The organism is Phenylobacterium kunshanense (assembly GCF_003254525.1).
In the GTDB taxonomy this organism is placed as follows: domain Bacteria; phylum Pseudomonadota; class Alphaproteobacteria; order Caulobacterales; family Caulobacteraceae; genus Phenylobacterium; species Phenylobacterium kunshanense.
Map to the genome: position 1 here is coordinate 195,772 of NZ_QFYS01000003.1, position 26,775 is coordinate 222,546.

The following is a 26,775-nucleotide window of genomic DNA, read 5'->3' on the forward strand; positions in this document are numbered from 1 at the left end:
CATGCCGTCATCGCTGCCGACACATCGCGGGCGGCGACGGCCGCTCGTAGCATTCTGCGTGCACGCCTAAGTTATTTTGGGAGGCCATTCGTGCTTTGCGCGATTTGATGGGGTCGAAATTGAAGTATACGATGTCGCGATTCGAAGTCTAACGCCAAGTGAAAATGTAGATACTAGGATGTACGCCATTTGGCTCATCATTGACTTCGAAAAACTATGGCTTGGATGGGCAATACATGGGCGGTGATCGGGTTGGGATCATTAGCGGGGATATCATTAGGGCTGCACGCGCCTTGGCCCGGCTCAGCCGGGAAGAGCTGGCAATCCTGGCGGGCGTAAGCCTTGATACGGTCAAACGTCTGGAAAAGTCTCGCGGACCTGTACGGGCGCATGCCGACACGATCGCACGGATCATCTCCGCCTTCGCCGTTCGGGGTGTTTCGCTGCGTTACGACGACGATTGCTCGGAACTGGTCGCCTTGCACGACAGCGGATTTGGTCCGGCGCGGAACCGTGGTGTCGAGCAGGAAGGGGTCGACGTTCACTGCGTAGTTTACATCAGCCAGTGCGACGCTGCCGAGGGCGAAGTCGATGGCCTGCTTGACGCGATCCGTGTAGCAGCTTCGCGGCGAAATCCCCGCTTGGCTGTAACAGGCGCGCTTTGGTTCCAGGATGGTTATTTCCTCCAGGCGCTGGAAGGCCCGAAGTCCAGCCTTGAGGCGCTTTACGGACTCATCGCGCTGGATGCGCGACACCGCCGGCCTGCTGTCCTGCAACACGGCGCGGTGGAGCAGCGGACGTTTCCTCAATGGCTGTTGTGTCGCCGTCATCGGGCGGATGGTCTGATCGGCGTCCCGTCGCTTTCGCCCGCCATCGCCCCAGGAGCGGCGCTGGTCCTGCTTCGCACTCTAGTGGAAGGAGAGTCTAAATGGACAGACAGCCGTTAGGCAATCTGGGGTAGAATAGACTCGCGCGATGCGTTATGTTGTCGCACTCCATCTAGAGCCGGTCTGAGGTTGCAAGTAAACGCCCAAACCGTGCTGGTTGTGATTTCCCTCAAATATCTAACAATACTCAAAATGGGTATCACCGTTATCGCAAATTAACCACTCGCTAGACCGCCAGCGCAAATATCCTCGCTACTGACGGGCCCGAATGGACCCAATCGCGGGGGCGGAAATGCAGGGTGGAGCAGACGAGGTAGGACCGGTGTCCGCCGTAGCCGCAGCGCGGAGCCGCGCTGTCGATGAGCCGGTTGCGGATCCTGCGTGCGACGCCAATGTGATCGCCTTCCCCCGCATGGCCCCGTCGCCGGCGCCTGCGGAGTTGGCTCCTATCGCGTGGGTTATCGTCGGATTGAGGCGGGTCGGTGAACCTGCCACCAGCGCTGAAATCGTCGAAGCGATCGTGAATGTTCCTGTCGCGGTGAAGCCGTTCGATCGGACTGCGGTCGAGGCGGCCCTGGCCTACTACGCCAGGCGTGAGAACGCAGTGGCACTTTTTCAGCAGGTTCGTCTGCGCGGCGCTGAGGCGTGGGGTTTCACGCCGGAATTTCGCTTCGCTCTCACAAGTGCGGGCTTTCATCCTATCCGGAGAGGCGAGTGATGGCCTCGTGCCGCCCGCCGCAGCCGGCGTCACCCCTCGGCACGCGCCGCCGTCGCCCGCGGAGCGCGGCTCGGGTCGTCCATATACTGCTCGCCGAGGATCACCCGATCAACCAGCGGGTGGTTCAGCTCATCCTGGCTGACGCCCCGGTCAAGCTTACCGTAACCGGGGACGGCGCGGAGGCGGTTTCCGCCATGCAACGCGAGGACTTCGATCTCGTCCTCATGGACCTGCAGATGCCCGTCATGGACGGACTGGTCGCAACCCGCATGATCCGCGAACTGGAAGTCGCCGGCGGTCGCAATCGCTGTCGCATTTGCGTGCTCACCGCCAACGCCGATCCGGACCACCGGTCGCTAGCCTTTGCGGCCGGCGCCGATGAGTTTCTCGCCAAGCCCATAGACGCCGAGACGCTGCTCTCGGTCGCACTCGCCACCAATCAGAGCCAGTCGCGTCAAGCGACGGCGCCCCAGGGGGACTAAACATGGACAATAACAACGACCTCGACCGCCGCCTCGATTTCATGAAAATGGACCCCGCCACCCGGGCCCATCTGCGCGACATAAAGGCAATTATCGCCTCGTCGCTTCCTGGCGCGCTCGAGGACTTCTATCAGCAGATTTCGACCTTTCCCGAAACCCGCAGGTTCTTCTCTGATCAGCGCCATGTCGCCAGCGCCAAGTCGCGGCAGGAGGCTCACTGGGACACGATCTCCAGCGCCCAGTTTGATGGTCAGTATGTCCGCGCGGTGACCACGGTGGGGGAGACCCACGCTCGGATCGGTCTCGAGCCGCGGTGGTACATTGGGGGATACGCCCTCGTCCTCGAGGCGTTGGTCCATGCGGTCGTAAAAGCGCGCTGGCCCAAGCATCGCTTCGGTGGCGGGCGCGGCGCCTCCGCGGACAAGGTGGCAGCCGAGCTCGGAGCTTTGGCCAAGGCCACTCTGCTCGACATGGACTTCGCGATCTCAGTTTATCTGGAGGCGGCCGAAGAGGCGCGGAAACGCGCCGAGGCTGAGGTTCTGAACTCTGAGCGGGCGAGCGTGGCGGAGTCGCTCGGCGCGGGCCTTGCGGCTCTGGCCGGCGGGGATCTCACCTACCGACTACCTGACACCCTGCCGTCCGAGTACGCGCGGCTGCGGGGCGATTTCAACAGCGCCCTCTCCACCCTCGAGCAGACCATGTCCGCCGTGGTGGGCGCGGCGACGAGTATCGGCGCAAGTTCTGAAGAGATCGCCCAGGCGTCGGATGACCTGTCTCGCCGGACCGAACAGCAGGCCGCCAGTCTGGAAGAAACCGCTGCAGCGCTCGACGAAATCACCTCTACCGTGAAGACCACCGCGGATGGCGCGACCCAGGCCGGAAAAGTCGTGGCGGAGGCGACCCAGCAAGCCAACCGCTCCGGAGAGGTCGTCCGGCAGGCCGTGGGCGCGATGGGTGAAATCGAGCAGTCGTCCCGGCAGATCGGTCAGATCATCGGTGTGATCGACGAGATCGCCTTCCAGACAAACCTTCTCGCGCTGAACGCCGGCGTCGAGGCCGCGCGGGCGGGCGACGCCGGCAAGGGCTTCGCCGTGGTCGCCTCGGAGGTGCGCGCCCTCGCGCAGCGCTCGGCTGAAGCCGCCAAGGAGATCAAGAGCCTGATCATGGCGTCCTCCAGCCAGGTCGAGTCGGGGGTCGCCCTAGTCGGCGAAACCGGAAGCGCCCTGCAGTCGATCGTCACCAAGATCGAAGAGATCGATGGCGTCATCCGCAACATCGCCGCGTCGTCGAAGGAGCAAGCCACCGGGCTGGCCGAGGTCAACACCGCCGTGAACCAGATGGACCAGGTGGTCCAGCAGAACGCGGCCATGGTCGAGCAGGCGACGGCGGCGACCCAGTCGCTCAAGGGCGAGACCCTCGAAATGGTGCAGCTTGTCCAGCAGTTCAGAACGAGCGCCGCCGGAGATGGTGGAGCGCAGGGGGATCGGGGGCAGATTCGCCGAACCCCGCTTCCTGCCAGGACTGCCAGGGCCGGGAGGGCTGGGGGCGCTGCGACGGCCCTGAGACTTGCGGAGGTTCCACAGGATAGCTGGGAGGAATTCTGAGCATCTCGGCGGGGCCGCAGCCTGAAAGCGGCCCCTGGGCGAATGCGGGGCGCGTCGACCTGACGCTCCCAATCCTGAGAGCACCCTTCACCTGATGCCGAAGACGATCAAGGCTCCGCTGCCCGACAGTCGCCCGACTTGGCGAAGGGGGCGTCGCTATGTGTCGACCCGGGCGGGTCGGGACATACCGTACGAACTGATGTCCCTACGCCTGCAACATTTCGAGCGGGCCCAGGTGGTCACCAACACCGGCAGTTGGGAGTGGGACATCCCAACGAACGGCCTGATCTGGTCCGACCAAATCTACCGGATATTCGGCTTGGAACCGCATGTGTTCGAGCCGACCTATCCGCGCTTCCTGGCTCGGGTGCATCCCGATGATCGGCCCCTGGTCGAAGGCGCTGTCCAGAAGGCGCTCGCCCGCGAAGCCGACTACGCGATAGATCACCGCATTGTGCTGCCAGACGGGTCGATACGCACGGTGCACGAACTGGGACTCGTCGAGTTCGACGAGTCTGGGGCGCCGGTGCGGATGACGGGGGCGGTCACGGATGTGACCGAACGACGGGAAGCCGAGGCTGCGCATCGCGAGACGCAGGAGATGCTCGGAAGCCTCCTGCGGGTCTCGCCGGAGGCGATCGTCGTCACAGATCAGTCGGCGAACATCATGCTGTTCAGCGCCGGCGCCGAGGCGATGTTCGGCTATGAGGGTCGCGAGGTGATCGGGCAGCCCATCGAAGTGCTTCTTCCTGACGAAGCGCGGGCGGCTCACCGCCTGCATGTGGAAGGTTTCGGCAGGGGAGCACGCGAGAGTCTGCGGATGCATCAGCGGGCCGAGATACGCGGCCGACGAAAGTCGGGGGAAGTGTTTCCCGCCGAGGCGTCTCTGGCGAAGCTCTCGACTCGCAATGGAGGGGTGTTCACTGCGATCGTTCGCGATCTGACGCAGGCCAAAGCCGCCGAGCAGCGGCTCATCCACGCCCGCGAGCAGGCGGAGCGGGCCAATCGCGCGAAGTCGACCTTCCTGGCGAACATGAGCCATGAAATCCGCACGCCGCTCAACGGCGTGCTTGGCATTGCCAGCGCGCTGGTCCGCAGCGAGCTTTCGCCGACCCAGCGGGAGATGGTCGACCTGATCGGCGTGTCCGGTCGCGCCCTGGAGGGGCTGCTCAATGACATCCTCGACTTGGCCAAGGTCGAGGCGGGCCATATCCAAATCCGCCGTGAGCCGTTCGAGCTCGGGCGGGTGGTACGCGAGACGGCTCTGCTGTTTCACGAGCGGGCCCTTGAAAAGGGGCTGGCGATCGAAGTGGACCTGCCCCTCTCCGCGGAGGGCCTCTATGAAGGCGATGAGTTGCGGCTGCGGCAGGTCCTGTCGAACCTCCTCAGCAACGCGGTGAAATTCACATCAGCAGGCGCGGTTCGGCTGAGCGTCGAGTATGTCGCGCTGGGCCCTATCGATGGGCAACTCACGTTCGCGGTGGCTGACACCGGCATCGGCTTCGAGCCTTCTATCGCGCCGTTGCTGTTCGAGCGCTTCGAACAGGCGGATGGGTCGATCACCCGCCGCTTTGGCGGGACGGGACTGGGCCTCGCCATTTCGAAGGCGCTCGTCGAACTGATGTCCGGAACGATTTCGGCGAGATCGACCCCCGGCGCGGGCTCCACATTCGAGGTTGTCTTGCCGTTGTCGCGCCGCGACGCCCCGGCAAATGGCTGCGAAAGCGCTGGTCCGCGCTCGGCCGAGGATGAAGAGGATCGCCGACTGCGCGTGCTGTTGGCGGAGGATCATCCGATCAATCGGCGCACTGTCGAACTCCTTCTCCAGGACCTGCCCGTCGACCTTACCTGTGTAGAAGATGGGCAGCAGGCCGTTGACGCGGCGGAGGCGGGCGGCTGGGACGTGATCCTTATGGACATGCAGATGCCGGTGATGGACGGGCTGACGGCCGTTCGCCGGATTCGGCAGGCGGAACTGAGCCGTGGCCTGCCCCGCACGCCCATTTGTGTCGTCACCGCCAACGCCCTCGACCGGCATCGCGCCGACTCGATTGACGCTGGCGCGGATGAAGTTTTGACCAAGCCGATCTGCGCCGAGAAGCTGATCGGGTACCTCTTCAACCTGGAAGACGACTGACCGTCTCCGGGGGGGTGATCCGGTCGGTCAACATCCGGTCTACCGCCGCCGAGTCCTCGGAGAGGTGAGCTCTTGGCGGGCGTCCCCTTTGCGGCCCGGGCGGACGTGGGCGGGCCGCTGGGGAGCGCGTTTCTTGGACCTCGGTGCGCGGAAAAGACGCACGCGGAACGTCCATCCTGGATCGCGGCCCGCCGGGCAACTCTCTAGATGAATGGGAAGATTGCGGGAATTTGTGACGGATTTGCGATGCAATATTCGGGATTGGAAAGGAAATAGATAGGTATAGATCTAAATAGTGAAATTGTAGCGTTGGAGCTATGATGCCGGACAGGGTTGCTGGTAGGGTGGAGACGGTCAACTGCAAGACTGCGCGTGGCGATTGTTAGTATAACTGAATTTCCCGTTCGAGCCCCGAACGCGCCTAGACCCATCGGCGTATGTTCATATGTACGCAAATTAAGCAGTTTCAGCACTCACCGGATTTCGGCTTTTCAGCGGGGAGGAAAGCGTTTGAGAGGGGGGGCGGATTGCGTGTCGCCGCGCGCCTTGGTGGTGTCCCGGGTTCCGGTCATGGCCGCGCATCTCAAGGCCTTGCTCGCCGACCTGATGGGGAGCGCGGAGATAATATCGGCTCGAACCGCGGAGGAGGCCTACGCCGCGCTTGAACGTTCATGCGTCGACGTCATCGCCGTCGGCGTCGATGGGCTGCGGCTGAGAGACTGGCCTTTCCTTCGCCTCGAGCTGGGAGGCGACGTTCCGACCCGCCGCATCTACTTCGGGCTCGAGTGTGACGCCGTGAAGCTGCGCGCGCTGAAGGCAGCTGGCGCGGATGGCTTCGTGCCCTGGACGATGGATCTTCACGAGATGCGGAACATCGTCGCCGAGATCATCGCCGGCCGCCGTTGGTTCGCCCCGCATTGCGGGGACTGCGCGGCGCGCGACGGGAAAGGCGCTGCGGTTACGGCGCCGAGGCTCACCCCTCGCCAGCGGGAGGTTCATCGGCTCCTGGCCCGGGGCGCCAGCAACAAGGACATCGCCGCGGCGCTCGGAACCTCGCCGGCGACGGTGAAGGTCCACGTGAACGCCATCCTCAAGACGCTCGGCGCGAAGAACCGGACGGAGGCGGCGATCTATGCGCCGGCCGCCGACCATCCCTGCCCCAGCTGCGACGTGCTGGAGGGGTGCTAAGCATGAACGATCGGCCGGAGACCATGAGCGCCCGCGGACAGCCGGTGTTCCGACTGGTGGAGCGCTTGCCGGGGGGCAGCCAGCTGGTCGAGGACTTTCACGCCCCCGATCGTGGGCAGGCGGTGCGCCGGGTCCGCTCCGGCCGCCAAGGGCGTCTACGCGGGCGACGGCGCCCGCCTGGGGCAGATACTGCTCAATCTCCTGTCGAACGCGGCGAAGTTCACGGAGCGCAGGCGCGGCAGCTCGCGAGGTCCCAGTAGGAGTGCAGCGTCAGGCCCCGCTGCACGGTCGTCATGTGATACGGCAGCAGGGCGCCGGCCGGGCAGCGGTAGACGTCCTGGTCCGACAGGTAGGTAAAGTCCTGCTTGCCGAAGCGGCGCCCGAGGTTAGCGGCTTCGGCACATAGGGCGTCACGCCGATGGACTCGCAGGCCACGATCTCCTCGCCCGAGAAGTAGCCCCGGTGGGCCAGCATCTCGAGGCCGTCCACGCCCATCGCGGACTTGGCCTTCTCGCTCATGGCCGTGAGCTGCTGGCGGTCGCTGCCGGTCATGATCACGTCGTGGGCCACGATCAGGTGACTCAGCCTCGACGACGGACTGGACGTTGTAGCCGACGATCCCGCTGCCCCGGCCGCTGGTCGCCATGGATCGCGCGTCCGGGTCGGTCAGCGAGACCTAGCCGTCCGGCGCCTCAGCCACTTGGATTTCCATGGCCTTCAGCGCCTGCATCTGTGCGCGCAGGGTGGCGATCTTGTCCTTCAGCTTCCCGGCCCGCGCCTCGGCGGCCTCGCCCTCCTGCCGGTCGGCGGTGTCGAGGTCGACCAGATAGCCCTCGATGTGCTCAGCCACCTGCTCCATCCGCTTCTTCAGCTTCGTGGCGGTGAAGTTCTTGTCGCGCATGTTCACCGCCTGAACTTGCTGCCGTCTACCGCCGCCAGCGCCTGGGTGAAGAGCCCGATCTGGCGGCACAGCACCACGAAGTGCGCGCAGGCCGCCTGGATCGCCGGACCGTGGTCCTTGCGGAAGTTGGCGATGGTCTTGTGGTCCGGCGCCAGCTTGCCCATCAGCCACATCAGCTCGACGTTGCGCCCCGCCTCCCGCTCCAGCCGGCGGCTCGACGGCACGCGGTTCAGGTAGCCATAGACGTAGAGCTTTAGCAGCGTGGCCTGCCTGCGATCCTCACCCTCGACGAAGCGGCCCATCTGCGCCCCCGACACCGTGACGTCAGGAGCCTGAACTGCTTCGCGTTCTTACACAGCCTCAGTCGGTTGTTCGATCCCTCTGGGTTCCGCCATGGGGCGGAGACGCCGAAGACGCAGAAGGGGCGACGGCTCCCTCCGGGCGGCGCGCGAAAACCTGTGGACCGTTTCACTCGGCGGGCATCACGACCGGTCTTTCCCGGCGTGGCCGACCGGCCGTCCGCAGCGAAGTGTCCAGGCGTGGCGGGCGATAGCGTGTGCAAGCGCGTTCCCGGGAGGGGAATGCCTTCCCCTACGGCCGAGCCCGTGGTCTCGGCCGACCCCTTCTGCGGGGCCCGCGCCCCCGCAACGCCCCGCATGATGGCCTGTCCTGCGCACGGCTCCGCCGTCCGATGATGCAGATCGCTTCCCGCGCCTGCCCGCGCGGGAGGAGGAGGGAGGACGAGGCGGGGCGGCCCCGCATCGGGGGTCGCCTCCATCGCAGGGGACCGCCATGCCCCGTTCCACTTCCACCCCCGCAGAGGTCCTCGCCCGGCTCATCAGGTCCGGTCCGTCCGCTCTGGACGACCAGGAAGCGCTGGAGGTCGCCGCCGGCCTGGACGCCGGGGAGGCGGCCGCGCTGTTCGCCGAGTTCGGCTCCCTGCCGGAAGTGCTGGCGGCCTCGGTCGCCGCCCTGTCGCGGTCCGCGCCGGCCGAAGCCGCCGTGCGCCTCGCCCTCGCGAAGGACATCGCCCGGCGACTTCTCGCGTCGCCGCTTCGCCAGCGGCCCGTGCTTAGCGGTTGGGAGAGCGTCGCCGCCTACCTGCGGGGCATGCTGGCCGGGCGCTCGCGCAAACAGTTGCTCGGGCTCTTCCTCGACAAGCGCAACCGTCTGATCCGGGACGAAGTGCTGGGCGAGGGAACGGTCGATCACGTGCCCGTTTACCCGCGTGAGATCATGCGGCGAGCTTTGGAGCTCGATGCCGCGGCGGTGGTGCTCGCCCACAACCACCCTGGCGGGCTCGCGACACCCTCGACCAGCGATGTGGACTCCACGCGCCAGGTCGTCGAGGCCGGACGGTTGCTGCGCATCGCCGTGCACGATCACTTCCTGGTCGCTGACCAGGAGGTGATCAGCTTCCGCGGCCTGGGCCTCCTGTGAGCCGGGCCGCGACCCTGGCGCCGATCGTCCGCGCGCTCGGCGGCGACCTCTGGGCCGGCGGGCGACGCGCCAATGTGCCGGGCCCCGGGCATGGTCCCGATGACCGCTCAGTGTCGCTGCTCCTCTCGCGCGACCGGGTGGTGGTCCACTGCTTCGCCGGCGACGACTGGCGGACCGTGCTGGCCGAGATCGAGGACCTCGGCCTTGTGGACGGCGAGGGCCGCCTGGTCGGGGCGGGGGGCGCCCTTGTGGTCCCGCCGCCGGCGCCCGGACGGCGTGAACGATTGGCCGCGGCGCAGCAACTCTGGTCGGAAGGTCGGCCGCTCGGGCGCTCACTGTCGGCGCGGCACCTCGACCTGCGCGGCGTCGCCGCGCCCACGGAGGGTCTGCGGCACCATCCTGAGGTTCCGGCGGCGGTCTACGCCGGCGCGGGCCCGCGCCGGCCGGCGCTGCTGGCGGCGATCCGGGACGCCGCCTCCGGGGATCTCGTCGGTGTCGAGGTCACCTACCTCGCGCCGAACGGGACGCGGGCCCTGCTCCGACTGCCGCGCAAGACCGTCGGCCTCTGTCCGCCAGGCGCCGCGGTGCGTTTCGCGCCGGCCGGTCCACGCCTGCTGGTGGGCGAGGGGGTGTTCACCAGCCTGTCGGCGGCGGGGCGGTTCGGGCTGCCGGCCTGGGCGCTCCTGTCGACCCGTAACCTGCGTCGATGGCGGCCGCCGGCGGGGGTGCGCTTCGTGCTGATCGCTGCGGACCGCGGCGCCGACGGCGAGGCCTCGGCGCGGGCGCTGGCGGCGAGCCTGCGCGCGTCCGGGGTGGCGGTGGCGTTGCGATGGCCGCCACCGCCGTTCGGGGACTGGAACGAGGCGCTTGGGATGGGCCCCGGGGAGGTGGAGGGGAAGGAAGGGCGCGGACGGGCGGGCGCGGCGGACGGGAGGTCCGGGCCGTCGGCCCGGAGACCCACGCCATGACCGACACCCAACCCGACGACGACGGCCTCGTCCTGATCCCGGACGCGCTGCGGCCGCGCCTCGCCGCCAATGCGGCGGAGCCGGACGGGGATCACGTCCCCGTCCTGAAGCTGTTCAACCCCTCCGGGCCCGGGACCTGGCTGATCACCGAGCTCGATCCTGATGGCGACACGATGTTCGGACTCTGCGACCTCGACATGGGCTGTCCGGAGCTGGGCTCGGTGAGCCTGCGCGAACTTACCGGCGTGACCTTGCCGTTCGGGCTGACCATCGAGCGCGACATCCACTTTGAGGGGCGGCTGCCGATCTCGCAGTGGGCCGAGATCGCACGGCGCTGCGGCTCGATCCGCGAGGCCGAGCAGATCGTGCGCACGGTTGCGCCCGCGTCCGACACTGCGCCGGCCGTAGATCCCGACTGAACCCTTCCGCCCATCCGCCGGCGGTTGCGGCCGCCGGCGGACCTGTCCGGCCCCTTTGGCCGGGCGATCCGCGCCCTCCCGGCGCAAGCTGCCCTCGCCATTGTCCCGCCAAAGCGTGGGTGGCGAGGACCGACTCACACCCCTGACCCCCAGGAGTACGACCATGAGACTGGCCTTTGCCGATCCCCGCAACCTGACCCTCTCGCCGCTCAACATGCACTATGGGCGACCCGATCCCGACGTCTCGGACATCCTGCCCTCGGTCCGCCAGCGCGGGGTGCTGCTGACGCTGCTGGTGCTCGAGACCGTGGCCGACGGCGCTGTCGTGCCCGACCGCTTCGAGGTGGTCGCCGGTCGGCGCCGCTGGAAGGCCGCGCTCGCGGCGATCGCCGAGGGTGTCGAGATCGACCCGGTGCCGATCGGCATCCTCGAAGCCGGCGACGACGCCGCGGCCATCGAAGCCTCGCTGATCGAGAACCTGGGCCGCCTGCCGCCCGACGAGGTCACCTGCTGGGAGACTTTCACCCGGCTGGTGAAGTCCGGGCGCACGGCCGAGCAGATCGCCGCCACCTTCGGCCTGTCGGACGTGGTGGTGAAGCGGACCCTGGCGCTGGGCAACCTCCTGCCGCGAGTGCGGAGCCTCTACCGCAAGGAGGCGATCGACGTGGCGACGGTCCGCTGCCTGACGCTGGCCAGCAAGGCGCAACAGAAGGCTTGGCTCGCCATGTTCGACGATCCCGAGCAGCGGGCGCCGATGGGCGGTTCGCTGAAGGCCTGGCTGTTCGGCGGGGCCTCGGTCCCCACGAAGCACGCGCTGTTCTCGCTGGACGACTATCCGGGCCAAATCCGAGCCGACCTGTTCGGCGAGGAGAGCTACTTCGTGGAAAGCGACCTCTTCTGGCGCTGCCAGAACGAGGCGGTCGCCGCGCGGGTGGAGGCGCTTCTCGCCGACGGATGGAGCGAGGTCACGGTCCTCGAAGTGGGCGAGCCCTTCTACAGCTGGAAGCACGTCAGGACGCCGAAGGCCAGGGGAGGCAAGGTGTTCATCTCCGTCGGGATGAAGGGCGAGGTCGAGGTTCACGAGGGCTGGCTCACCGACAAGGAGGCCAAGCGGGCGCACGCGGCGGCCGAGAAGGCGGCGCGCGGCGAAAATCCCGACGCCGCCGAGGCCGCGAAGCTGGCGTGGCCCGAGGTGACCCAGGCGCAGGGGCGCTACATCGACCTGCACCGCCATGCCGCCGTTCGGGTGGCCCTCACCGAACATCCGGCGGTGGCGCTGCGCCTGCTGGTCGCCCACGCTGTCGCCGGTTCGCCCTACTGGCAGGTGAAGCCCGAGCCGCGCGCGCCCCACGACCCCGGGATTGCCGTCAGCCTGGCGGCCAGCCCGGCGGAGGCGGCGTTCGCCGAGCGGCGGCAGGCCGTGGCGGCGATCCTCGACCTGGGCAAGGAGGTCGACCAGGTGCTGGGCCGCCGCGGCCTGGGCGGGGTTGCGGCCGTCTTCGCGCGGCTGCTCAGCGTGCCCGACGAGGCTGTGCTCGCGGTGGCGGCCGTGGTCATGGCCGAGAGCCTGGAGGCCGGGGGCGAAGCGGTCGACGCGGCCGGCGTCTGGCTGAAGGTCGACATCGCCCGGTTCTGGTCGCCCGACGACGCCTTCTTCGACCTGATGCGGGACCGCGAGACGGTCAACGCCATGCTGAAGGAGGTCGGCGGCAAGAAGGTCGCGGACGGCAACCTGACGGAGAAGGTGAAGACCCAGAAGGGCATCCTGAGGGACTTCGTGGACGGGGCGAACGGGCGTGCCAAGCCCGAGGCCTGGACGCCGAAGTGGATGGCGTTCCCGGCGCAGGCCTATACGCGGCGGCCGTTCGATCCGGCGCGGCGGGCCCGCGGGGTCGCCCCGCTGCTGCGGCGGGCTGAGGCGGCCTTGACGCCCGAACCGGCCGCGATCGCCGCCGAATAGCCTCAGCAGCTTTTCTCCACGCACGCTCCCGTTTCTCGCGGGGGCGTGCGCCTTTGCAGTGGATGCGAACGCACGCCACAGCTTTGACGGGCGAACTTGGTTCGTTCATTGCAGGGGCTGACCCATGGACGAGCACCTCGCCTATTTCCTGGAGTTGCGGATTCGGCTGCGTGGCCGCGCCGAAGCGGTGGCGATCGTCGACCGTTGCATCGGAATGATCGCCCGCGCTGACGGGGCGTCGCCGGCCGAGGTGGAGGTCATCGAGCTCGAATTCGAGGCCTTGCGCCGGGACCTGATCCTGCGGTTCGGGGAGCGCAAGCCCATCACGCAGCACTGAGGACCCGCCAGCTGACGGCCGACAGCTCAGCCGATCTGGCGGTCGAAGTTGTAGGGATCCGGCGCGTCGCGGGCCGCCAGGCTCAGTGGCTGAAAGCCCGCCTCGTTGTCGGACTGCGCGAAGCAGAAGCCGGTGATCCAGCCGCGGCCGGCCAGGTCGCGGTATTCCACGAAGCCGTGGAAGTAGACGCTCGGCCGTGAATCTTCGCCGCCGGATCTCACCTTCCGGCCCGGCTTCAGCGCCGAAAACAGCGGCAGCGCGCGACCGGTTTCGATCTCCTGAGAGACATCATTCGCACCGACGGCGACGCCGTGGACGACGGGCTTGCCAGCCTCCTTGTCCGGATCGATGGGGTCCGGCATCTCGCCGCTGTTGCCAAGCTCGAAATGCCGCCGGGTGATCAGCGCCGGCACGCGGCCGAGGTTGCGGAACCGGTACTTCGTCACGTCGTAGGTGATCGAGTTGTCGCCGAAGGTGACGCCGCTCTTCACGACCTCAAGCAGCAGGAACGGCCGCTCGTAGCCGCTCAACATGCGCTCCGCCACGTCGGCGCTGCGCCGGTTCTCCCGCCACGCACGGCGGGCGTAGACGGCCGCGGCTACCGCAGCGAGGCCCGCGATCGCGGACAGTCCCAGAGCGCTGAAGCCCAGGTACGTCTGCCAGCGCGCGGCCTCGACCTGGGCGGCGATCCCTTCCTCGGCGATGCGGTTCGCGTGCTGGGCTGCGGCCAAAGTCTCGCGCTCGAAAGCGGATGGCCGGTCGATCGAAGTGGGCGCTGGCGCAGGCTCACTGGCCACCGGCGTTTGCGCGGGCGCCGCCGTTACGGCCGCGGCAGTGACGCCCGGACCCAACAGCACGGCGATCAGCGACCAGGACGCAGACGCGAGCAGCGGACGGAGGGTTGGACGCATGCGGCGAGCGTGCCGCGATTCCGGCGGGTCGCGTTGGCCGGGTGCGGCCGGCGTCACCGGCGCCGCCGAAGCGGAGGATCGCGACGGAGCGCCACCGGGCCGGCCCGCCGGCAAGGGTGCGCTGGCGCCGCCTTCGGCGCCCTGGCCTGCGGGCCGGTCCGGCGGCCGGAGGTCGCGAGCTTCGGCTCGCAGCCTCAGGAGACCGCCATGCGACCGCCATCCACCTTCTTCAACACCGCCGACCTCGACGGCTTCGATGCACGCACCGCCGCGCTGCAGGACCCGCGACCCCATCCCACCGAGCCGCAACTGGTCCAGCTGGGCCGGGCCCTTCTGGGCGAGGTGCTCGACACCGTGCTGGGCGGCGCCCTCGAGGATCACGCCGTCACCATCTGCGAGACGCTGATCGGCGGGCTGCACGCCGGTGTCCAGCGCCTCGAACGGGACGCCGACCGCGAGCGCGAGCGGCTCGCCGGCCTGCTGCGCGACTTCGACGGCTCCGAGGTCGCCGACGTGGACCTGCAGGAGGCGAAGGCGCGGGCCGACGCAATGGACGTGGCCGCCGAGGCCCTGGCCTTTGTGCGCGACGCCGCCGCCGAGAGTTATGGCATTTCGACCGGAGAAGTCTGGAGCCCCTGGCGGGGATCGGTCCGCGGCGGGGCGACTGCGGCGCAGCTCGACGCCCAGGCTGCGCTGCGTGCGATCGAAGTCCGCCGCCGCGACGCCGCCGACCCCGGCGATGCGGTGGTCGCGTTCCGCGCTTCGCCGCGCAGTGACACGCCCGAGGACGCCGGACGGATCTTCGACGCCCTGAACTGGGCTCGCACCCAGCACCCCGACATGTCCCTCGCGCTTACCGGCGCGAAGGGCGGCGAGCGCATCGCCAAGCGCTGGGCGCAGCAGAAGGGCGTCCGTCTGGTCCTGGCCCGTCCCGACTTCGAGCGCTTCGGCCGCGCCGCGCCGTTCCGCGCCAACGACCAGCTGCTGGCGCTGCAGCCGGTCTGCGTGCTGGTGCTGCCCGAAAGCCTGGGCCTGGCCGCGCAGGCCGGCGCGCCGCCGTTCGGGCCGGCGATGAACCTCGCCGAACAGGCCCAGGCGCGCGGCGTGCGTTGTGTGCGGATCGGTCCAAAGCCCGGCGCGCCCGCCGCCGCCTGAGCCCGGCCGGCGGGCTGTGTCGAATCCGGCGACCGGCCCGCCATTTCCTGGCGTGCATTGTGAATATTGGCGGGCGGCCCAGGCGGCGGCGCCCGCGAGGGGGAAATATCGCCCTTGTCACGATCCGGGGCGGCCGCGCCTCCTTGCCGCTTCGCCTGATCCAGGCCAGCGGAGTTTGTGATGGCCGAGCCCCAGGCCGAGCCCTTCCATGTCGCCCTGTCGGCGCTGCGCGAGCGCCTGCAGAACGGGACGCTCGCGCCGGGCGGCCGGGCGACCGCCGTCGACCTAGCCGACGAGCTGGGCCTCTCGACCACGCCGGTGCGCGAGGCGCTCTCGCGCCTGACCGGGGAGGGGCTGCTGGAGGACCGGCGGGGGCAGGGCTACTTCGTCCGCCTGCTCGGCCCCGTCGAGGTCGCGGACCTCTACCGGATGAGTCTGGCGCAGCTCCTCATCGCGCTGGACCCCCGGCGTGCGAACCGGGTCGCCCCGGCTTCGCCCGGCCCGCTGGACACCGAACCGGCGGGCGGTGTTGACCCGGTCGCCGGCGTCGAGTCGCTCTTCCGGCGCTGGGTGGCCGCCACCGGGAGCCGGCCGCTGTACGCCGCCTTCCGCATCGGGCAGATCCAGCTCGGGCCGGTGCGTCGGCTGGAGGCCCAGCTGTTGGCCGACCTGGACGGCGAGGCGCTGGCGCTGCTCGCGAGCGGGGCGGCGTCGCGGGCCGAGCGGCTGGCGCTGCTGCGCCAGTTCCATGCCGTGCGGATCCGGGAATCCGACCGGCTCGCGGCCCTCATCGAGGCCGGCGCGCGGGACCTGAAAAAATAGACCGAATATAGATTGAATATACACATCCCAGGTTGTCCGATTGGCTCGTCGCAATCAGCGGCGGTTACGACCCAGGGAGGTCAAGATGATGAAGCTGTTCAGCCTGCGGAGCTTCCGGCTCCTGAGCCTCGGCGGCGCCAAGGCGTCGACCTACGGCAACCCGGACGGCGACGAGGTCGAGATCGACGAGCAACTCTACTTCAAGCCGTGACGCCGAGGCGGCGCCGGCTGCGGCCGGCGCCGCTGTCGCCATGACGCTGACCCTTCGCTCCGACGTCCATGCCGCCGTGGTCGATGACGACGTCGTCGTCCTCGACATCGGCGCCGACGACTATCTCTGCCTTCCGGGCCTTGCGCCGCTCTGGCGGCTGGCGGTCGACGCCGACGGCCGCGTCGGCGACCCCGACCTGTCGGCCCAGCTGCGCGCCGCCGGGCTGCTCGGGACGGACCATACGCGTGTTTCTCGCGCGCCGCTTCCGCTGGCGCATCGCTCGGCCTGCGACCTTCCCCCCGAGCCCCTGACGTTCCGCGACCGCCTGGCCCTGACCGGCGCGCTCTGGGACGTCCTGCTGCACTATCGCGGTCGCTCGCTGACCCACATCCTTCGCCATGTGCGGCGACGCGGGGTTGGGCCGGCCGCTTCGGTGGCGGCCACCGTGCGGCTCAGCGCGACGTTTGCTCACGTGCTGCCCTGGCTGCCCTTGCCCGCCAAGTGCCTGGTCCGCAGCTTCGCCCTGCTGTGCTTCCTGCAGCGGCGGGGCCAGGACGCCCACTGGTGTTTCGGCGTGCGGACCTGGCCGTTCTCCGCGCACTGCTGGCTGCAGGTCGGCGATGTCGCCCTCGACGACCATGCCGACCAGCTCCGCGCCTACACGACGATCCATGTCGCCTGAGGCGCCGCAGATTCTGGCCTTCGCCTGGCCGCGGGAGAGCCCTGACGCCGGCGCAGAGGCGCAGGCCTGGCGCGACGCCCTGCGCGCGCGCGGCTGGAGGGTTCTCGATGCGGGCCCTGGGCTCGAAGTCTGGGGCTACGGCCGGCCGCTGGCGGTCAGGCGCCTTCACGCCGGGCTGCTGCTCGTGGGCGAAGCGCACCCCCGTACCCCCGGCGCGTCGTGTCCGCAGTTCGACCAGCCCCTGTTGCGCACCGCCCGCGCGCTCGCCGACCACCATTGGGGCGAATACCTGGCCCTTTTGCGCGAGCCGGGCGCGGACCGGGCCTGGGTCTTCCGCGATCCGTCCGGGGGCCTGGACGCCCTGACCTGGAGGGCCGGGCAGATCGTGGCGGTCGCCAACGAGATCACGCACTTGCCGTTCGGGCTGTCGCCGCACGACCTGGCGCTCGACTGGGACGCCATTACCGACTTCGTGCGCCGCCCCCTGGCGAGCCTGGACCGCTGCGGGCTCGCCGGCTTCCACACGGTGACTCCAGGCGACCTGCATCCGCTGGGCGCGTCGCCGGGGGAGGCCGTACCGATCTGGCGGCCGGCGGCGTTCGCGGGCAACGCGGCGATGGAGGACGCCGAGGCGCGGCTGCGGGCGGTCGTGGACGAGGTCGTGGACGTGCAGGCGAGGCGCGTCGGTCGGGCTGTCGCCGAAGTGTCCGGCGGGCTGGACAGCGCCATCGTGGCCATCTCGCTCGCCCGCGCCGCCGACCCAGCCGCCAACCTGATCGGCCTCAACTACTACGGTGACCGGCCCGAAGGCGACGAACGCCCCTGGGCCCGGGCCGCCTGCGCGGCCGCAGGCCTGCCGCTGGTCGAGGTCGCCAAGCCGGTGGGCGAAGTGGACCTGTCCGATTTCACCGACTTCGCGCGGGCGGCGCGCCCCGCGTTCAACGCCCTGGACGGGGACCGCGATCGCCACACCTCGCGCCTGGCCCTGGCGGAGGGGGTGGACGCCGTCTTCACCGGCAAGGGCGGCGATGCGGTCCTCTTCCAGTCGCCGACGCCGCGCGTGCTGGAGGACTACCGTCTGGCCCATGGCCGGATCCCGTGGGGCGACCCCTTTGCCCTCGACGTGGCCCGCTGGCTGCGGCGCTCGGTCTGGTCCGCCCGCCGCGCGGCCCGGCGCTCGTCCGCGCCGGCCTACGGCGCGCGGGCGGGGATCTGGGGCGCGCGGACCCGCGAGGCGGTGACGACGCCGGCGCATCGCTGGCTCACCGATCTCGACGACATGCCCCCGGCCAAGCGGATGCAGGTGGAGCTGGTCGCAGCCTCGCAGATGGCGGCGGGACCGTGCCGGCGGACGGCGGTCGCGCAGGTGCGTCATCCGCTGCTGGCGCAGCCGGTCGTCGAGCTGTGCCTCGCCATTCCGGCCTGGGCGCACGTCGCCGGTGGCCGGGACCGCGCGGTGGCCCGTCGCGCCTTCGCCGACCGTCTGCCCGCCGTCGTCGCCGAGCGGCGTTCAAAGGGCGCGCTGACGTCGCTCTACAGTCGCCGCACCGCCGCGAGCCTCGCGGTGCTGCGGCCGTTCCTGATCGAGGGCGTGCTGGCCGAGGCCGGCGTGCTCGATCGCCGCGCCCTGGACGCCGCGCTGCAGCCGGACGCCCTGATCCGCCGGCCGGATGGTGCACGGGTCATGGGGGCGGCGATGGTGGAAGCCTGGGTGCGGCACTGGCAGGGCCGGGCGCCGGACCTGCGGACCGCGTCACGCGAGCGGCTGCGGTCCCGCGCCTGAGGTGCTCGTCGAGCCAGGCGAAGGCGCGGGCGTAGTAGTCGCGGATGTTGCCCGGGCTCGCGAACGCGTGGCCTTCGCCCCAGTAGGTGACCAGCACGGCGTCCTTGTCCTGCCGCTGCAGGCTGGAGAACATCTCCTGCGCCTGGCCGATCGGGATCGTGTCCAGCTCGCCGTGCACGATCATCAGCGGGGTGCGGATGCGGTCGGCCGTCAGCACCGGGCTGTTGCGGACATAGCGGTCGGGGTCCGCCCAGGGCGGGGCGCCCATGCCGCCCTGCAGGTCCTCGGTCCAGCCGGCGGCCGCGTAGCTGCCGACTCCGCCCTGCGGCAGCACCAGGCGCTTCAGCCCATAGTCGCCGTGCATGCTGAAGAGGTCGGCGGGCGCGGCCTGCACGATGGCGGCGGCGAAGCGATCGGTCTGCCCGAGGACGGCCAGCGCCCCGTAGCCGCCGAAGCTGGCGCCCCATATCCCCAGCCGGTCCGGGTCGAAGGCGTCACGCAGCGCAGGGTCGGCCGCGGCGGCGTCGACGATGGCGAGCACCTGGTCCGCCAGGCCCGCCGCCGGGCCGTCGGGGCCCGGTGAGCGGGGTAGGCTGGGGATCAGGACGGCGTAGCCCTGGCCGACCAGCAGCGTCGGCGTCTCGATCCCGCCGCCGCGCCGGGCGTCCATGTAGTCCGGGAAGGTCGGGTAGGCGGAGCCCGGGTAGGGCCACACGACCAGCGGCGGTCGAGAGACCGATGCGGCGGGCCGCATCAGCCAGCTGGTGAGGTGCTCCCCGCGAGGTCCTCGGTGGTGGACCGCCGCGATCCGCAGCGGATCGACGTCGCTGAGGCGCCCGTTGATCGCCGAGATCGATACCTCGGGCGCGCCCGGCCGTACCCAGCTCAGCACCTCCGGACCGTCGTCGTGTGGGGTTCGGACGACGGCGCCGGAGGGCCCGGCGGCCAGGACCTGGGCGCCGGCCGCCAGCGCGACCCCCGCCCGGCCGGCGCCGAGGTGGAGCTGCGGGCCCGACGTCCCCTGCAGCGCCACCGAGACCTGATCGGCCGCGCGGGGGGAGAGCTCCGCGCGCGGGCGCAGCCCCACCGCGGCGGGGGCGACCAGGCGGATGGCGGGCGCGCTGCCGCTCCAGGCGGGATGCGCGCCCGCCCGATCCACGCGCCAGAGCCGCCCGCCACTCACCAGCCAAAGCGCCTCCCGCCACAGGATCGCCGGGTCGCCGGCCGGCGCCGGGATCGCGTGGGTCAGGTTGCGGGTGCGATCGCCGGCCAGGCGGAACCAGTCCGCCCGGCCGGCGCCGACGGCCCCGACCGGCCGGGCAAAGACGATCGGGTCGCGTCCCAGCCAGCCGGCCCGCACCACCGCGGGCCGGCCCGACACCACAGGCCTCAGATCCTGGCCGACGGGGCGGGCGGCGGCGGCGGCGGCGTCCACACGGAGCAGCGCCCCGCCTGTCCACGGTGCGTCCGCCTGTCGCGCGAAGATCAGGAGTTCGTCGGACGTCGGCGACCAGCGGAGCAGCTGGCCGAGGACGTCCCAGGCGCGGTCCAGCGCGCGGCCGTCTCCCGTGGCGAGGTCGACCAGCGTCAGCCCCGTACGCGTCGTCTCGACGCCCCAGGCGCCCTGGACCGGGCGGCCGGGGTCAAGCGGGATGTCCTCGCCTTCGGTCAGCAGGGCGGCGCGCCGACCGTCGGGAGAGACCTCGAAGTCGGCGAAGGCGCCGCTGGCCAGCCGGCGCACGTCGCCCGTCTTGAGATCGATACGGAGCAGGTCGCGGCCCGGACTGCGGGGCCGAAGGGTCCGATAGCGTCCGCTGCCCACCGCCGTGACGCTGGTCTCGCCGGTGGCGGCGCGGGCGCGTTGGGCGGCCAGCTCCAGCGGATAGCGCCGCAGGCGCAACTCCAGCGGCGCCGAGGCCGGATCGGGGAGGGCGAGAACGACCAGGGTCTGGGCGTCCTGCCAGGCGACCGCGCGGCCCGTGGCGGTGAGCAGGGGCGCGACGTTCAGCCAGCGGGTGGCGCCCGTCGCGGCCTCCGCCACGCCCAACTCCCAGCGTCCCGCCTTCAGGCGGAAGACCGCCGCGCGGTCGCCGCAGGGCGAGACCGGTCCCAGCGCATAGCCGACCCCCGGTTCGCGCGGCACGAGGGGCCGAAGCTGTGCGGGCGCGCTGAGCGGCGCGACCTGCAGCCGGGTCCGGAACAGGTCTGTGCGGCTGTCGTAGTCGAAACGCGCGGCCGAGGCGTACGGACCCTGCGCCTCCACGAACAGCCAGCGTTCGGCGAGCTCGACCCGCCCGAACGCCTCGCGCTGCAGGACGTCCTCCACGGTGAGCGCCCGGCCCAGCGCGACGTGCGCGCAGGCGAGCGCCATCAGAGCCGCCGCGGCCAGCAGGCCGCAGCGCCGACGGGGCGTGCGCATCACCAGCTCTTGGTGAGCTGGATCGAGAGGAAGCGGCCGATGACGTCGGCCGTGGCCGGGTCGAAGCCGAAGCCGGAAGGGTTGTCGTAGAAGGGGGGCTTCTGGTCGAAGGCGTTGCGCAGGCCCACGAGAACGCCGGCGCCCTCCCAGCGTGTCCCCGCCGGACCCGTCCAGCGGACCTGCAGGTCGAGGGTGGTCTGGCCGGAGATCTTCGAACCCAGGGCGTCCTCGAACCCGCTGAGCCGGTTCACCGCAACCCCGAACGCAAAGGCGTCGCGGCTCCAGTCGGCAGTGGCGCGGGCCCGGAACCGGGCCGGCACGCCAGGCTGGCCGAGCAGTTCGACGAAGTCGGCCGCCGGGGTCACCGCCTGTTGGTAGTCGAGCAGGCGCGAGGCGTTGAGGCCGAGGCTGAGGCGGCCGCCGGCGAGGTCGGCCGCATAGGTGGCCTGCAGGTCCACGCCCCGCACCGTCAGCCCGGCCGTGTTGACGAAGCGCATGTCGACGACGGCGCCGTATTCGGTGGGCGGGAAGACGCCCTGTGCGGTGGTGGTGATGGGCTCTGCGAGGAGCGCGGTGATATAGTCGAGGTCGGCGGGGTTGGTGGCGGGCGAGATCCGTCGCACGAACGGCGTCAACCGCGGATCGGTCAGCGCCACCGTGCGGTTGGTGAAGGCCGGCCGGTCGATGCGGTTCTCGAACTTGGTGCTGAACCCGTTGAGGGAGAGGCGCAGGCCCGGCATGGACGGCGGAGACCAGTCGACTCCCACCGTCACGGTCTTGGCTGTCTCGGGGCCGAGGTCGGGATTGCCGCCCTGCGGCGCCAGGGTGAGGATGCGCGCCGGCCCATCCGCGAGCCGGACGGGGCCGTTGCTGCGCGAGTCCGCCAGCTCCTGCAGGGCCGGGGCGCGGTAGGACTCGCCGTAGGTGGCGCGGACGAGGACGCCTTCGGCCGGGGTCCATTGCAGGCTGACCCGCGGGTTCACGGTGGACCCGAAGTCGCTGTAGCGCTCGGCGCGCACCGCCCCGGAGAGTTCGAGCGCCTCGATCCCGCGGACGCGGTTGCCGGCGCCGATGAGCGGCACGCGGGCTTCGGCGTAGAGCGCCGTCACCGTACGGTCGGTGGAGAGGCCCTCGATAGCGCGGGGCGCCGCCGTGGAGGTGTAACCGGAGCCCGCGCGGACGAAGGTCTCGCGGCGGACCTGGGCGCCCAGCGCCAGCTTCAGGTCGCCGGCCGGCAGCACCAGCACCGTGCCGTCGGCCTGCAGGTTCGCGGAATAGACCCGGCTGCGGAAGCGGGTCTTGTTGAAGCCCGAGCCGATCGCGGCCAGGACGGCCGGCGTGTTGGCGGGTTGGCCCGCGTAGGGATTGAAGAAGCCGTCGCGCCGGGCGCTGTAGGCCGTGCCCGGATTGTCGGCGCTGTTGCCGAGGGCCTCCGACAGGATCAGCGCGTGCAGTGCGCCGGTGGTGGTCCCTTCGATGATCTCCTGCGCGAAGGCGCCGTAGCCTCCGCCCCGCCAATCCCCGAACAGGCGACCCTCGGCGCCCACGGTTCCGGAGAGGCTCTCCGTGGTGGCGCGGATCTCCGGGTTGGGAAGCTCGGCGAAGGCGTACTGGATCTGGTTGGAGGCCGCCCCGTTCGGCGAGACGAAGAACGGGTTGTTGCGGCCGACCGACAAGGTCGAGATCAGCCCCGAACCCGTGACCTTGGCGCTGCGGAAGCTGTGGCGGAGGTCCCCGGACAGCTCGACGTCGGGGGAGACATCCTGGCGCCAGGCGAGGTAGGCGCTGGAGCGCCGCTGACTTGGGAGCAGGTCGACGCCCTGGTTCTGCTCGTAGCGATTGACGGTGCCGGCCGCGAAATCGGCGGCCTTGAGGCCGGTCCCCGGCTGTCCGGCCGGGATCGCCCAGAACGGGACGCTCGCCGCCGTCGCGGGATCGGTCCGCAGGACGTTGCCCGGGAAGCTGAAGGTGTCCCGGCGGTCCGCCCCGCCTTGGCTCCGGAAGTCCGAGGTGGCGGCGAAGCCCCGGTCGTCCGCCGACAACGCCTCGCGGCGGTAGAGTTCGAAGGCCGCCAGGATGTTGCCCGAGCCCCAGTCGCGGCCGATCACCCCGCCGACCAGACCCTCGCGCGGCTCTCCCGCGGTCCCGACCCCGCCCCGGACGCGCAGTTCGCCGCCGTCCAGGTTGCGGCGCAGGATGACGTTGACGACGCCGCCCACGGCGTCGGACCCGTAGAGCGCCGAGGCCCCGTCGAGCAGGACCTCGACGCGCTCGACGGCGATGGACGGCAGGCCTGAGAGGTCCGCGAAGTCGCCCTTGTTGCCGGATCCGGCCATGCGACGGCCGTTGAGGAGCACCAGCGTGGCGTCGCTGCCCAGGCCCCGCAGATTGACGCTCGAGCCGTAGCCCGAGTTGGTGCCGAGCGGGTCCGCGCGCGTCGTCACCGTCCCTTCGGTGGACTGGCCGGCGAAGTTCTGCGGCAGCACCTGCAGGGCGGCGGCCACCGTCGCATGTCCGGAGCGCTCGAGCGCTTCCCGATCGAGGAGGATCACCGGCGCTGCCGGGCTGCCGCCGCGTATGTGGGTGCCGGTGACGCGTACCTCCTCGAGCAGAGCCGGCGGCGGCCGCGGAGCGGGCTCGGCCGGGGCCGTGGCGAGGGCAGCCGAGGATTGCGCGGCGGGCGGCGGACCGTCGCCGTCACCGCCGAAAGCGGCGGCGGCGCGGGCTCTCGGTCCGGCCTGCGGCGGCGCCGGACGCCGCGGCTTGAGGACGACGACGCGGGGCGAAGTTCGACGGGCCTCGATCTCCTGCGTCGCCAGCAGTCGCCGCAGCGCCTCTTCGGTGGTGAAGCGCCCGGAGAGGGCCGGCGCGGTGCGGCCGGTCACGAGCTCCGGCGGGAAGAGGAGTTGGTCGCCGGTCTGGGTGGAAAGGGTCCCGAGCGCCTGCTCCAGCGGGCCGGCGGGGATGCTGATCGGCTTCGGGCCCGCCGCCAAGGCGGGCGTCGCCGCGACGGCGAGGACGCTCGTCGCCAGGGACCCCAACAGAACGCGGCGCAGACTCCGACCCAACGCAACCCGTCGCATGCAAGCTTCCCCCGCGGGCCGCGGTCGAGCCGGTCACGTCAACCGGGCTTTCTGACGTCGCAGTCCGTCAGGCGCGGGAGACGTGAAGCGGCGGGATGGACCCTACCGGGGGACGAAAAAAATCTGTCACGCGCCAGGACCGGCCTGGGGACCGGAGGTGGCCGCCGCCCCGGGGGCGAGCTTCCAGGACCCGCCCTGGCCACGGCTGAGGCTGAGGTCGAACAGCTCCGCCACGCCGCGGGCGAATGACTCGGAATCGCCGACGTCGAAGAAGCCGCTGACCGGGCGCTCCGCCAGGCCGGGGCCGGCGAGCTCGACCTTGCGGTCGCTGTAGCGGTTGACCTCGGCGACGGCGGCGGCCAGCGGCGTCTCGCGGAAGACGAGGCGGCCGGTCGTCCAGCTGGTGGTGCGGGCCGCATCCGTGGCGACCTTGCGGATCGCGCCCTTCGCGGACACCAGGGCTTCCTGGTTGGGCGCGAGCACGACGGCGCCCTGGCCCGCCTCGGGGCTGACCTGGACGGCGCCCTGCAGCAGCGTCACGCGCACGCCGCCGTCCTGGCGGCGCACGTCGAACTTGGTGCCCAGCGCGCGGATGCGGGCGCCGTCGGCCTCGACGACGAAGGGGCGCGCGGCGTCGTGGGCGACGTCGAAGAAGGCTTCGCCTTTGGCGAGGACGAGGCGGCGTTCGCCGTCGCGGAAGGCGACCTTCACCTTGCTGTCCACATTGAGGTGCACCCGGCTGCCGTCTTCCAGGCGGACCACCTTCTGCTCGACGGCGTCGGTGGCGTAGGCGGGCTCCAGCTGCTGGACCGCCAGTATCGTCCCGCCGGCCGCGGCCAGGCCGGCCAGGGTGAGGCCGCCGGCGAGGCGGGGGCCCCTCAGCCAGGCGCGCCAGCCGGACCGGCGCTTGCCGCGGTCCAGGGCGTCCTGGGTCATGCGCAGGATCTCGGGGTCGGCGGCGTGGCGGCCCGACGCATCCCAGAAGGCCTCGGCTTCCTCGTAGGCGGCGTCGTTGACGGGGTCGTCCCGCCAGTCGCGGAATTCCCGGACGGTCTGGGTGGAGATCGAATGGTTGCCGAGGCGGGCCAGCCACTCGGCGGCCTCCTCCTGGGCGCGCGTGGGCCTAGGCTTCGGTTGGGGATCGCTCATGCGTCGTCGCCTAGCCGCGGTACCGCGCCATGCAGAGCCTGAGCGCCTGGGTCATCCGCTTCTCGACGGCCTTGACCGAGATCCCGAGGTGCGTGGCGATCTCAGCATAGGTCATCCCGCCGAAGCGGCTCAAGACATATACGTCGCGCAGGTTGCGGGGGAGCTTGGCGACCACCTCGCGGTGAAGCAGTGTCTCGTGCTGGTCGGGCGGGCTGACGCCTTCCGGGAGGTCGTCGCCGGTGACCAGGCGGGGGCGCTTCTGGGCCTTCTCGCGGCGCAGATGGTCCTGGCCGACGTTGAGGGCGATGCGGGCGAGGAGCGCCTTGGGGCTGCGCCAGTCGAGCGGATGCTGGGCGAGGCGCAGGAAGGTCTCCTGGGCCAGGTCCTCGGCGATCTCGCGGCCGAAGCGGCGGGCGAGGAAGGCGGTCAGCCAGGAGGCGTAGGTGCGGTAGAGGGCGGTGACCTCGACCGACCAGCCAGTAGTCTTGCTCACTTCAGGCTTATTGGCAGGGTCCGCCTGAGACACTCGCGTTCCCACTAGGTGCTTACCGGATGGCAGGCCACGTTTTGTAGAGGATACTCCGTGGTGAAATACTCTACAATCCCATCGTCTCCGGGCGATGGAGCTCCGGCGGATCCTCGCAAGGAACGTGCTCAGGCGGCGCAAGGCGCTCGACCTGTCGCAGGAGGAGCTTGCGGACCTCGCTGGCATGGATCGAACTTGGCTGAGCCAGCTTGAGACGACGAAGGCAGCCGTATCGATCGATATCATCGAGAAGATTGCGAGAGCATTTGAAGTCGATCCGGCGGAGCTTCTTCGGGCCGAGCCGTAGCAGGCGAAGACCTCTCGTGTAGAGGATACTCCGTGGAGGAATCCTCGACGCTGACGCGCTCTGAGCCTAATGGGCGCCCGAGAGACACTTGCGACGAACCTGCGCGCCGCTCGGCGCCGGCAGGGTTTGTCGCAAGAAGAACTCGCGTATCGCGCAGATATCGACCGGACATATGTCAGTGCGCTGGAGCGCGGCGTCTATGCGGCGACTATCGACGTGATCGAGCGCATCGCGCGAGCGCTAGATATGCAGACGTGGGAACTCCTCAAACCGTGAGGCAGAAGGGACGCCCCTGGTCGGAGGCGTCCCTGAGAGGTCAAGTCTTGCTGCGGCGTGACCACCAAAGCTCATGGCCGTCCGGGGTCTCGACCAGCAGCGCGTTGATGGGGGCGGCGAAGCTCGGATCGTCGAGGCGGACGGAGAGACCATCAGGCTTGTCGGCCCTGGTGAGAGGCCAGGTCGCGCCGAGTTCGGCGGAGCCGGCGTAGACCCGGTGGCTCGGGCCGTGCTCGCCGCTGGCCTCGATCGGCCGGATGTCGACCGCCTTCAGGCTGAGGGCGAGGGTGCGAATGGCGCCGTGGAAGCTGCCGTCCGGGGTCTTCTGGAACACGCCGATGGTGGTCATGGGATCGTCTCCTGCGCTGGAGCCGCGCCTGCCGCGGCCCGATGGCGCGCCCTGGGCAGGC

General features: G+C 70.3%; 24 protein-coding genes and 1 pseudogene. 18 read left to right on the forward strand and 7 right to left on the reverse strand.

Features of this window, described 5'->3' with window-relative positions; genetic code table 11:
• The first annotated feature begins 293 nt into the window (after positions 1 to 293).
• The 6 genes from DJ019_RS08970 to DJ019_RS08990 all read left to right on the forward strand — a co-directional run bounded on the left by DJ019_RS08970 (position 294) and on the right by DJ019_RS08990 (position 7,016).
• Positions 294 to 947, forward strand: a complete 654-nt coding sequence (locus DJ019_RS08970) for a BLUF domain-containing protein (protein ID WP_165843954.1) — start codon at positions 294 to 296, stop codon at positions 945 to 947.
• A gap of 334 nt (positions 948 to 1,281) precedes the next feature.
• Positions 1,282 to 1,605, forward strand: a complete 324-nt coding sequence (locus DJ019_RS20770; RefSeq protein WP_133255267.1) for a hypothetical protein — start codon at positions 1,282 to 1,284, stop codon at positions 1,603 to 1,605.
• Complete coding sequence (locus DJ019_RS08975; RefSeq protein ID WP_111275678.1) at positions 1,605 to 2,087, forward strand: response regulator; 483 nt, start codon at positions 1,605 to 1,607, stop codon at positions 2,085 to 2,087. Before DJ019_RS20770 ends, DJ019_RS08975 begins: the two co-directional genes overlap by 1 nt.
• A 2-nt stretch (positions 2,088 to 2,089) precedes the next feature.
• Positions 2,090 to 3,691, forward strand: coding sequence for a globin-coupled sensor protein (locus tag DJ019_RS08980; protein ID WP_111275679.1), 1,602 nt, complete (start codon positions 2,090 to 2,092; stop codon positions 3,689 to 3,691).
• A 94-nt stretch (positions 3,692 to 3,785) separates the two neighbouring features.
• Positions 3,786 to 5,828, forward strand: coding sequence for an ATP-binding protein (locus tag DJ019_RS08985; RefSeq protein ID WP_111275680.1), 2,043 nt, complete (start codon positions 3,786 to 3,788; stop codon positions 5,826 to 5,828).
• 570 nt (positions 5,829 to 6,398) lie between these two features.
• Positions 6,399 to 7,016 carry a LuxR family transcriptional regulator gene (locus DJ019_RS08990; RefSeq protein WP_133255268.1) on the forward strand — a complete coding sequence of 206 codons (618 nt, stop codon included), beginning with the start codon at positions 6,399 to 6,401 and terminating at the stop codon, positions 7,014 to 7,016.
• A 226-nt stretch (positions 7,017 to 7,242) separates the two neighbouring features.
• Here DJ019_RS08990 and DJ019_RS08995 read toward each other — a convergent pair.
• A pseudogene (locus tag DJ019_RS08995) lies at positions 7,243 to 8,183 on the reverse strand (transposase); the annotation flags it as partial.
• 526 nt (positions 8,184 to 8,709) lie between these two features.
• Between DJ019_RS08995 and DJ019_RS09000 the strand changes: the two are divergent.
• The 5 genes from DJ019_RS09000 to DJ019_RS09020 all read left to right on the forward strand — a co-directional run bounded on the left by DJ019_RS09000 (position 8,710) and on the right by DJ019_RS09020 (position 13,041).
• Positions 8,710 to 9,357, forward strand: coding sequence for a JAB domain-containing protein (locus DJ019_RS09000; protein WP_111275682.1), 648 nt, complete (start codon positions 8,710 to 8,712; stop codon positions 9,355 to 9,357).
• Positions 9,354 to 10,325, forward strand: a complete 972-nt coding sequence (locus DJ019_RS09005; protein ID WP_111275683.1) for a DUF7146 domain-containing protein — start codon at positions 9,354 to 9,356, stop codon at positions 10,323 to 10,325. Before DJ019_RS09000 ends, DJ019_RS09005 begins: the two co-directional genes overlap by 4 nt.
• Complete coding sequence (locus DJ019_RS09010) at positions 10,322 to 10,744, forward strand: DUF2958 domain-containing protein (protein WP_111275684.1); 423 nt, start codon at positions 10,322 to 10,324, stop codon at positions 10,742 to 10,744. Before DJ019_RS09005 ends, DJ019_RS09010 begins: the two co-directional genes overlap by 4 nt.
• Positions 10,745 to 10,907: 163 nt before the next feature.
• Positions 10,908 to 12,704 (forward strand): ParB/RepB/Spo0J family partition protein, encoded by a 1,797-nt coding sequence (locus DJ019_RS09015; protein ID WP_111275685.1) that lies wholly within the window; start codon positions 10,908 to 10,910, stop codon positions 12,702 to 12,704.
• Between the two features lie 124 nt (positions 12,705 to 12,828).
• Positions 12,829 to 13,041, forward strand: coding sequence for a hypothetical protein (locus tag DJ019_RS09020; RefSeq protein WP_111275686.1), 213 nt, complete (start codon positions 12,829 to 12,831; stop codon positions 13,039 to 13,041).
• A gap of 26 nt (positions 13,042 to 13,067) precedes the next feature.
• On the opposite strand, the gene DJ019_RS09025 is transcribed toward DJ019_RS09020, so the two are convergent.
• Positions 13,068 to 14,009: a hypothetical protein gene (locus DJ019_RS09025; protein ID WP_133255269.1), complete on the reverse strand. Its 942-nt coding sequence runs from the start codon at positions 14,007 to 14,009 to the stop codon at positions 13,068 to 13,070.
• 150 nt (positions 14,010 to 14,159) lie between these two features.
• Here DJ019_RS09025 and DJ019_RS09030 point away from each other — a divergent pair, with 150 nt between their 5' ends.
• From DJ019_RS09030 to DJ019_RS09045, 5 genes are all read left to right on the forward strand, one after another.
• Positions 14,160 to 15,107 (forward strand): DUF2493 domain-containing protein, encoded by a 948-nt coding sequence (locus DJ019_RS09030; RefSeq protein WP_111275688.1) that lies wholly within the window; start codon positions 14,160 to 14,162, stop codon positions 15,105 to 15,107.
• Positions 15,108 to 15,287: 180 nt separating this feature from the next.
• A complete protein-coding gene (locus DJ019_RS09035; RefSeq protein ID WP_111275689.1) occupies positions 15,288 to 15,929 on the forward strand; it encodes a GntR family transcriptional regulator in 642 nt (213 codons plus the stop codon).
• Between the two features lie 85 nt (positions 15,930 to 16,014).
• Positions 16,015 to 16,140 (forward strand): hypothetical protein, encoded by a 126-nt coding sequence (locus DJ019_RS21535; RefSeq protein WP_276309996.1) that lies wholly within the window; start codon positions 16,015 to 16,017, stop codon positions 16,138 to 16,140.
• Positions 16,141 to 16,180: 40 nt separating this feature from the next.
• Entirely contained in the window at positions 16,181 to 16,822 is a 642-nt protein-coding gene (locus tag DJ019_RS09040; RefSeq protein WP_111275690.1) for a lasso peptide biosynthesis B2 protein, read from the forward strand.
• Positions 16,812 to 18,605, forward strand: coding sequence for an asparagine synthase-related protein (locus DJ019_RS09045; protein ID WP_165843955.1), 1,794 nt, complete (start codon positions 16,812 to 16,814; stop codon positions 18,603 to 18,605). The genes DJ019_RS09040 and DJ019_RS09045 overlap by 11 nt, the downstream gene beginning before the upstream one ends.
• Here the strand turns inward: DJ019_RS09045 and DJ019_RS09050 are convergent.
• The 4 genes from DJ019_RS09050 to DJ019_RS09065 all read right to left on the reverse strand — a co-directional run bounded on the left by DJ019_RS09050 (position 18,505) and on the right by DJ019_RS09065 (position 25,749).
• Complete coding sequence (locus DJ019_RS09050; protein WP_111275692.1) at positions 18,505 to 21,024, reverse strand: alpha/beta hydrolase family protein; 2,520 nt, start codon at positions 21,022 to 21,024, stop codon at positions 18,505 to 18,507. The genes DJ019_RS09045 and DJ019_RS09050 overlap by 101 nt on opposite strands.
• Positions 21,024 to 24,107: a TonB-dependent receptor gene (locus DJ019_RS09055; protein WP_133255270.1), complete on the reverse strand. Its 3,084-nt coding sequence runs from the start codon at positions 24,105 to 24,107 to the stop codon at positions 21,024 to 21,026. The genes DJ019_RS09050 and DJ019_RS09055 overlap by 1 nt, the downstream gene beginning before the upstream one ends.
• 126 nt (positions 24,108 to 24,233) lie before the next feature.
• The gene (locus DJ019_RS09060) at positions 24,234 to 25,256 is read right to left on the reverse strand and encodes a FecR family protein (protein WP_111275694.1); all 1,023 of its coding nucleotides are present in this window, start codon (positions 25,254 to 25,256) and stop codon (positions 24,234 to 24,236) included.
• Positions 25,257 to 25,266: 10 nt separating this feature from the next.
• A complete protein-coding gene (locus DJ019_RS09065; protein ID WP_165843956.1) occupies positions 25,267 to 25,749 on the reverse strand; it encodes an RNA polymerase sigma factor in 483 nt (160 codons plus the stop codon).
• A 157-nt stretch (positions 25,750 to 25,906) separates the two neighbouring features.
• Between DJ019_RS09065 and DJ019_RS09070 the strand changes: the two genes are divergently transcribed.
• Both DJ019_RS09070 and DJ019_RS09075 read left to right on the forward strand, forming a co-directional pair.
• Positions 25,907 to 26,089, forward strand: coding sequence for a helix-turn-helix domain-containing protein (locus DJ019_RS09070; protein ID WP_205854130.1), 183 nt, complete (start codon positions 25,907 to 25,909; stop codon positions 26,087 to 26,089).
• A 69-nt stretch (positions 26,090 to 26,158) separates the two neighbouring features.
• The gene (locus tag DJ019_RS09075) at positions 26,159 to 26,365 is read left to right on the forward strand and encodes a helix-turn-helix domain-containing protein (protein WP_111275696.1); all 207 of its coding nucleotides are present in this window, start codon (positions 26,159 to 26,161) and stop codon (positions 26,363 to 26,365) included.
• A gap of 40 nt (positions 26,366 to 26,405) precedes the next feature.
• Here DJ019_RS09075 and DJ019_RS09080 read toward each other — a convergent pair whose 3' ends face one another.
• Positions 26,406 to 26,714 (reverse strand): DUF736 domain-containing protein, encoded by a 309-nt coding sequence (locus DJ019_RS09080; protein ID WP_111275697.1) that lies wholly within the window; start codon positions 26,712 to 26,714, stop codon positions 26,406 to 26,408.
• Positions 26,715 to 26,775 lie beyond the last annotated feature (61 nt).

Excerpts from the sequence above, each read along its gene's own strand:
- DJ019_RS08975 (WP_111275678.1), top strand. The coding sequence starts at position 1,605 with ATGGCCTCGTGCCGCCCGCCGCAGCCGGCGTCACCCCTCGGCACGCGC.
- DJ019_RS08980 (WP_111275679.1), top strand. The coding sequence starts at position 2,090 with ATGGACAATAACAACGACCTCGACCGCCGCCTCGATTTCATGAAAATG.
- DJ019_RS08985 (WP_111275680.1), top strand. The coding sequence starts at position 3,786 with ATGCCGAAGACGATCAAGGCTCCGCTGCCCGACAGTCGCCCGACTTGG.
- DJ019_RS08990 (WP_133255268.1), top strand. The coding sequence starts at position 6,399 with ATGGCCGCGCATCTCAAGGCCTTGCTCGCCGACCTGATGGGGAGCGCG.
- DJ019_RS09000 (WP_111275682.1), top strand. The coding sequence starts at position 8,710 with ATGCCCCGTTCCACTTCCACCCCCGCAGAGGTCCTCGCCCGGCTCATC.
- DJ019_RS09010 (WP_111275684.1), top strand. The coding sequence starts at position 10,322 with ATGACCGACACCCAACCCGACGACGACGGCCTCGTCCTGATCCCGGAC.
- DJ019_RS09015 (WP_111275685.1), top strand. The coding sequence starts at position 10,908 with ATGAGACTGGCCTTTGCCGATCCCCGCAACCTGACCCTCTCGCCGCTC.
- DJ019_RS09020 (WP_111275686.1), top strand. The coding sequence starts at position 12,829 with ATGGACGAGCACCTCGCCTATTTCCTGGAGTTGCGGATTCGGCTGCGT.
- DJ019_RS09030 (WP_111275688.1), top strand. The coding sequence starts at position 14,160 with ATGCGACCGCCATCCACCTTCTTCAACACCGCCGACCTCGACGGCTTC.
- DJ019_RS09035 (WP_111275689.1), top strand. The coding sequence starts at position 15,288 with ATGGCCGAGCCCCAGGCCGAGCCCTTCCATGTCGCCCTGTCGGCGCTG.
- DJ019_RS21535 (WP_276309996.1), top strand. The coding sequence starts at position 16,015 with ATGATGAAGCTGTTCAGCCTGCGGAGCTTCCGGCTCCTGAGCCTCGGC.
- DJ019_RS09040 (WP_111275690.1), top strand. The coding sequence starts at position 16,181 with ATGACGCTGACCCTTCGCTCCGACGTCCATGCCGCCGTGGTCGATGAC.
- DJ019_RS09045 (WP_165843955.1), top strand. The coding sequence starts at position 16,812 with ATGTCGCCTGAGGCGCCGCAGATTCTGGCCTTCGCCTGGCCGCGGGAG.
- DJ019_RS09050 (WP_111275692.1), bottom strand. The coding sequence starts at position 21,024 with ATGCGCACGCCCCGTCGGCGCTGCGGCCTGCTGGCCGCGGCGGCTCTG.
- DJ019_RS09055 (WP_133255270.1), bottom strand. The coding sequence starts at position 24,107 with ATGCGACGGGTTGCGTTGGGTCGGAGTCTGCGCCGCGTTCTGTTGGGG.
- DJ019_RS09060 (WP_111275694.1), bottom strand. The coding sequence starts at position 25,256 with ATGAGCGATCCCCAACCGAAGCCTAGGCCCACGCGCGCCCAGGAGGAG.
- DJ019_RS09075 (WP_111275696.1), top strand. The coding sequence starts at position 26,159 with ATGGGCGCCCGAGAGACACTTGCGACGAACCTGCGCGCCGCTCGGCGC.
- DJ019_RS09080 (WP_111275697.1), bottom strand. The coding sequence starts at position 26,714 with ATGACCACCATCGGCGTGTTCCAGAAGACCCCGGACGGCAGCTTCCAC.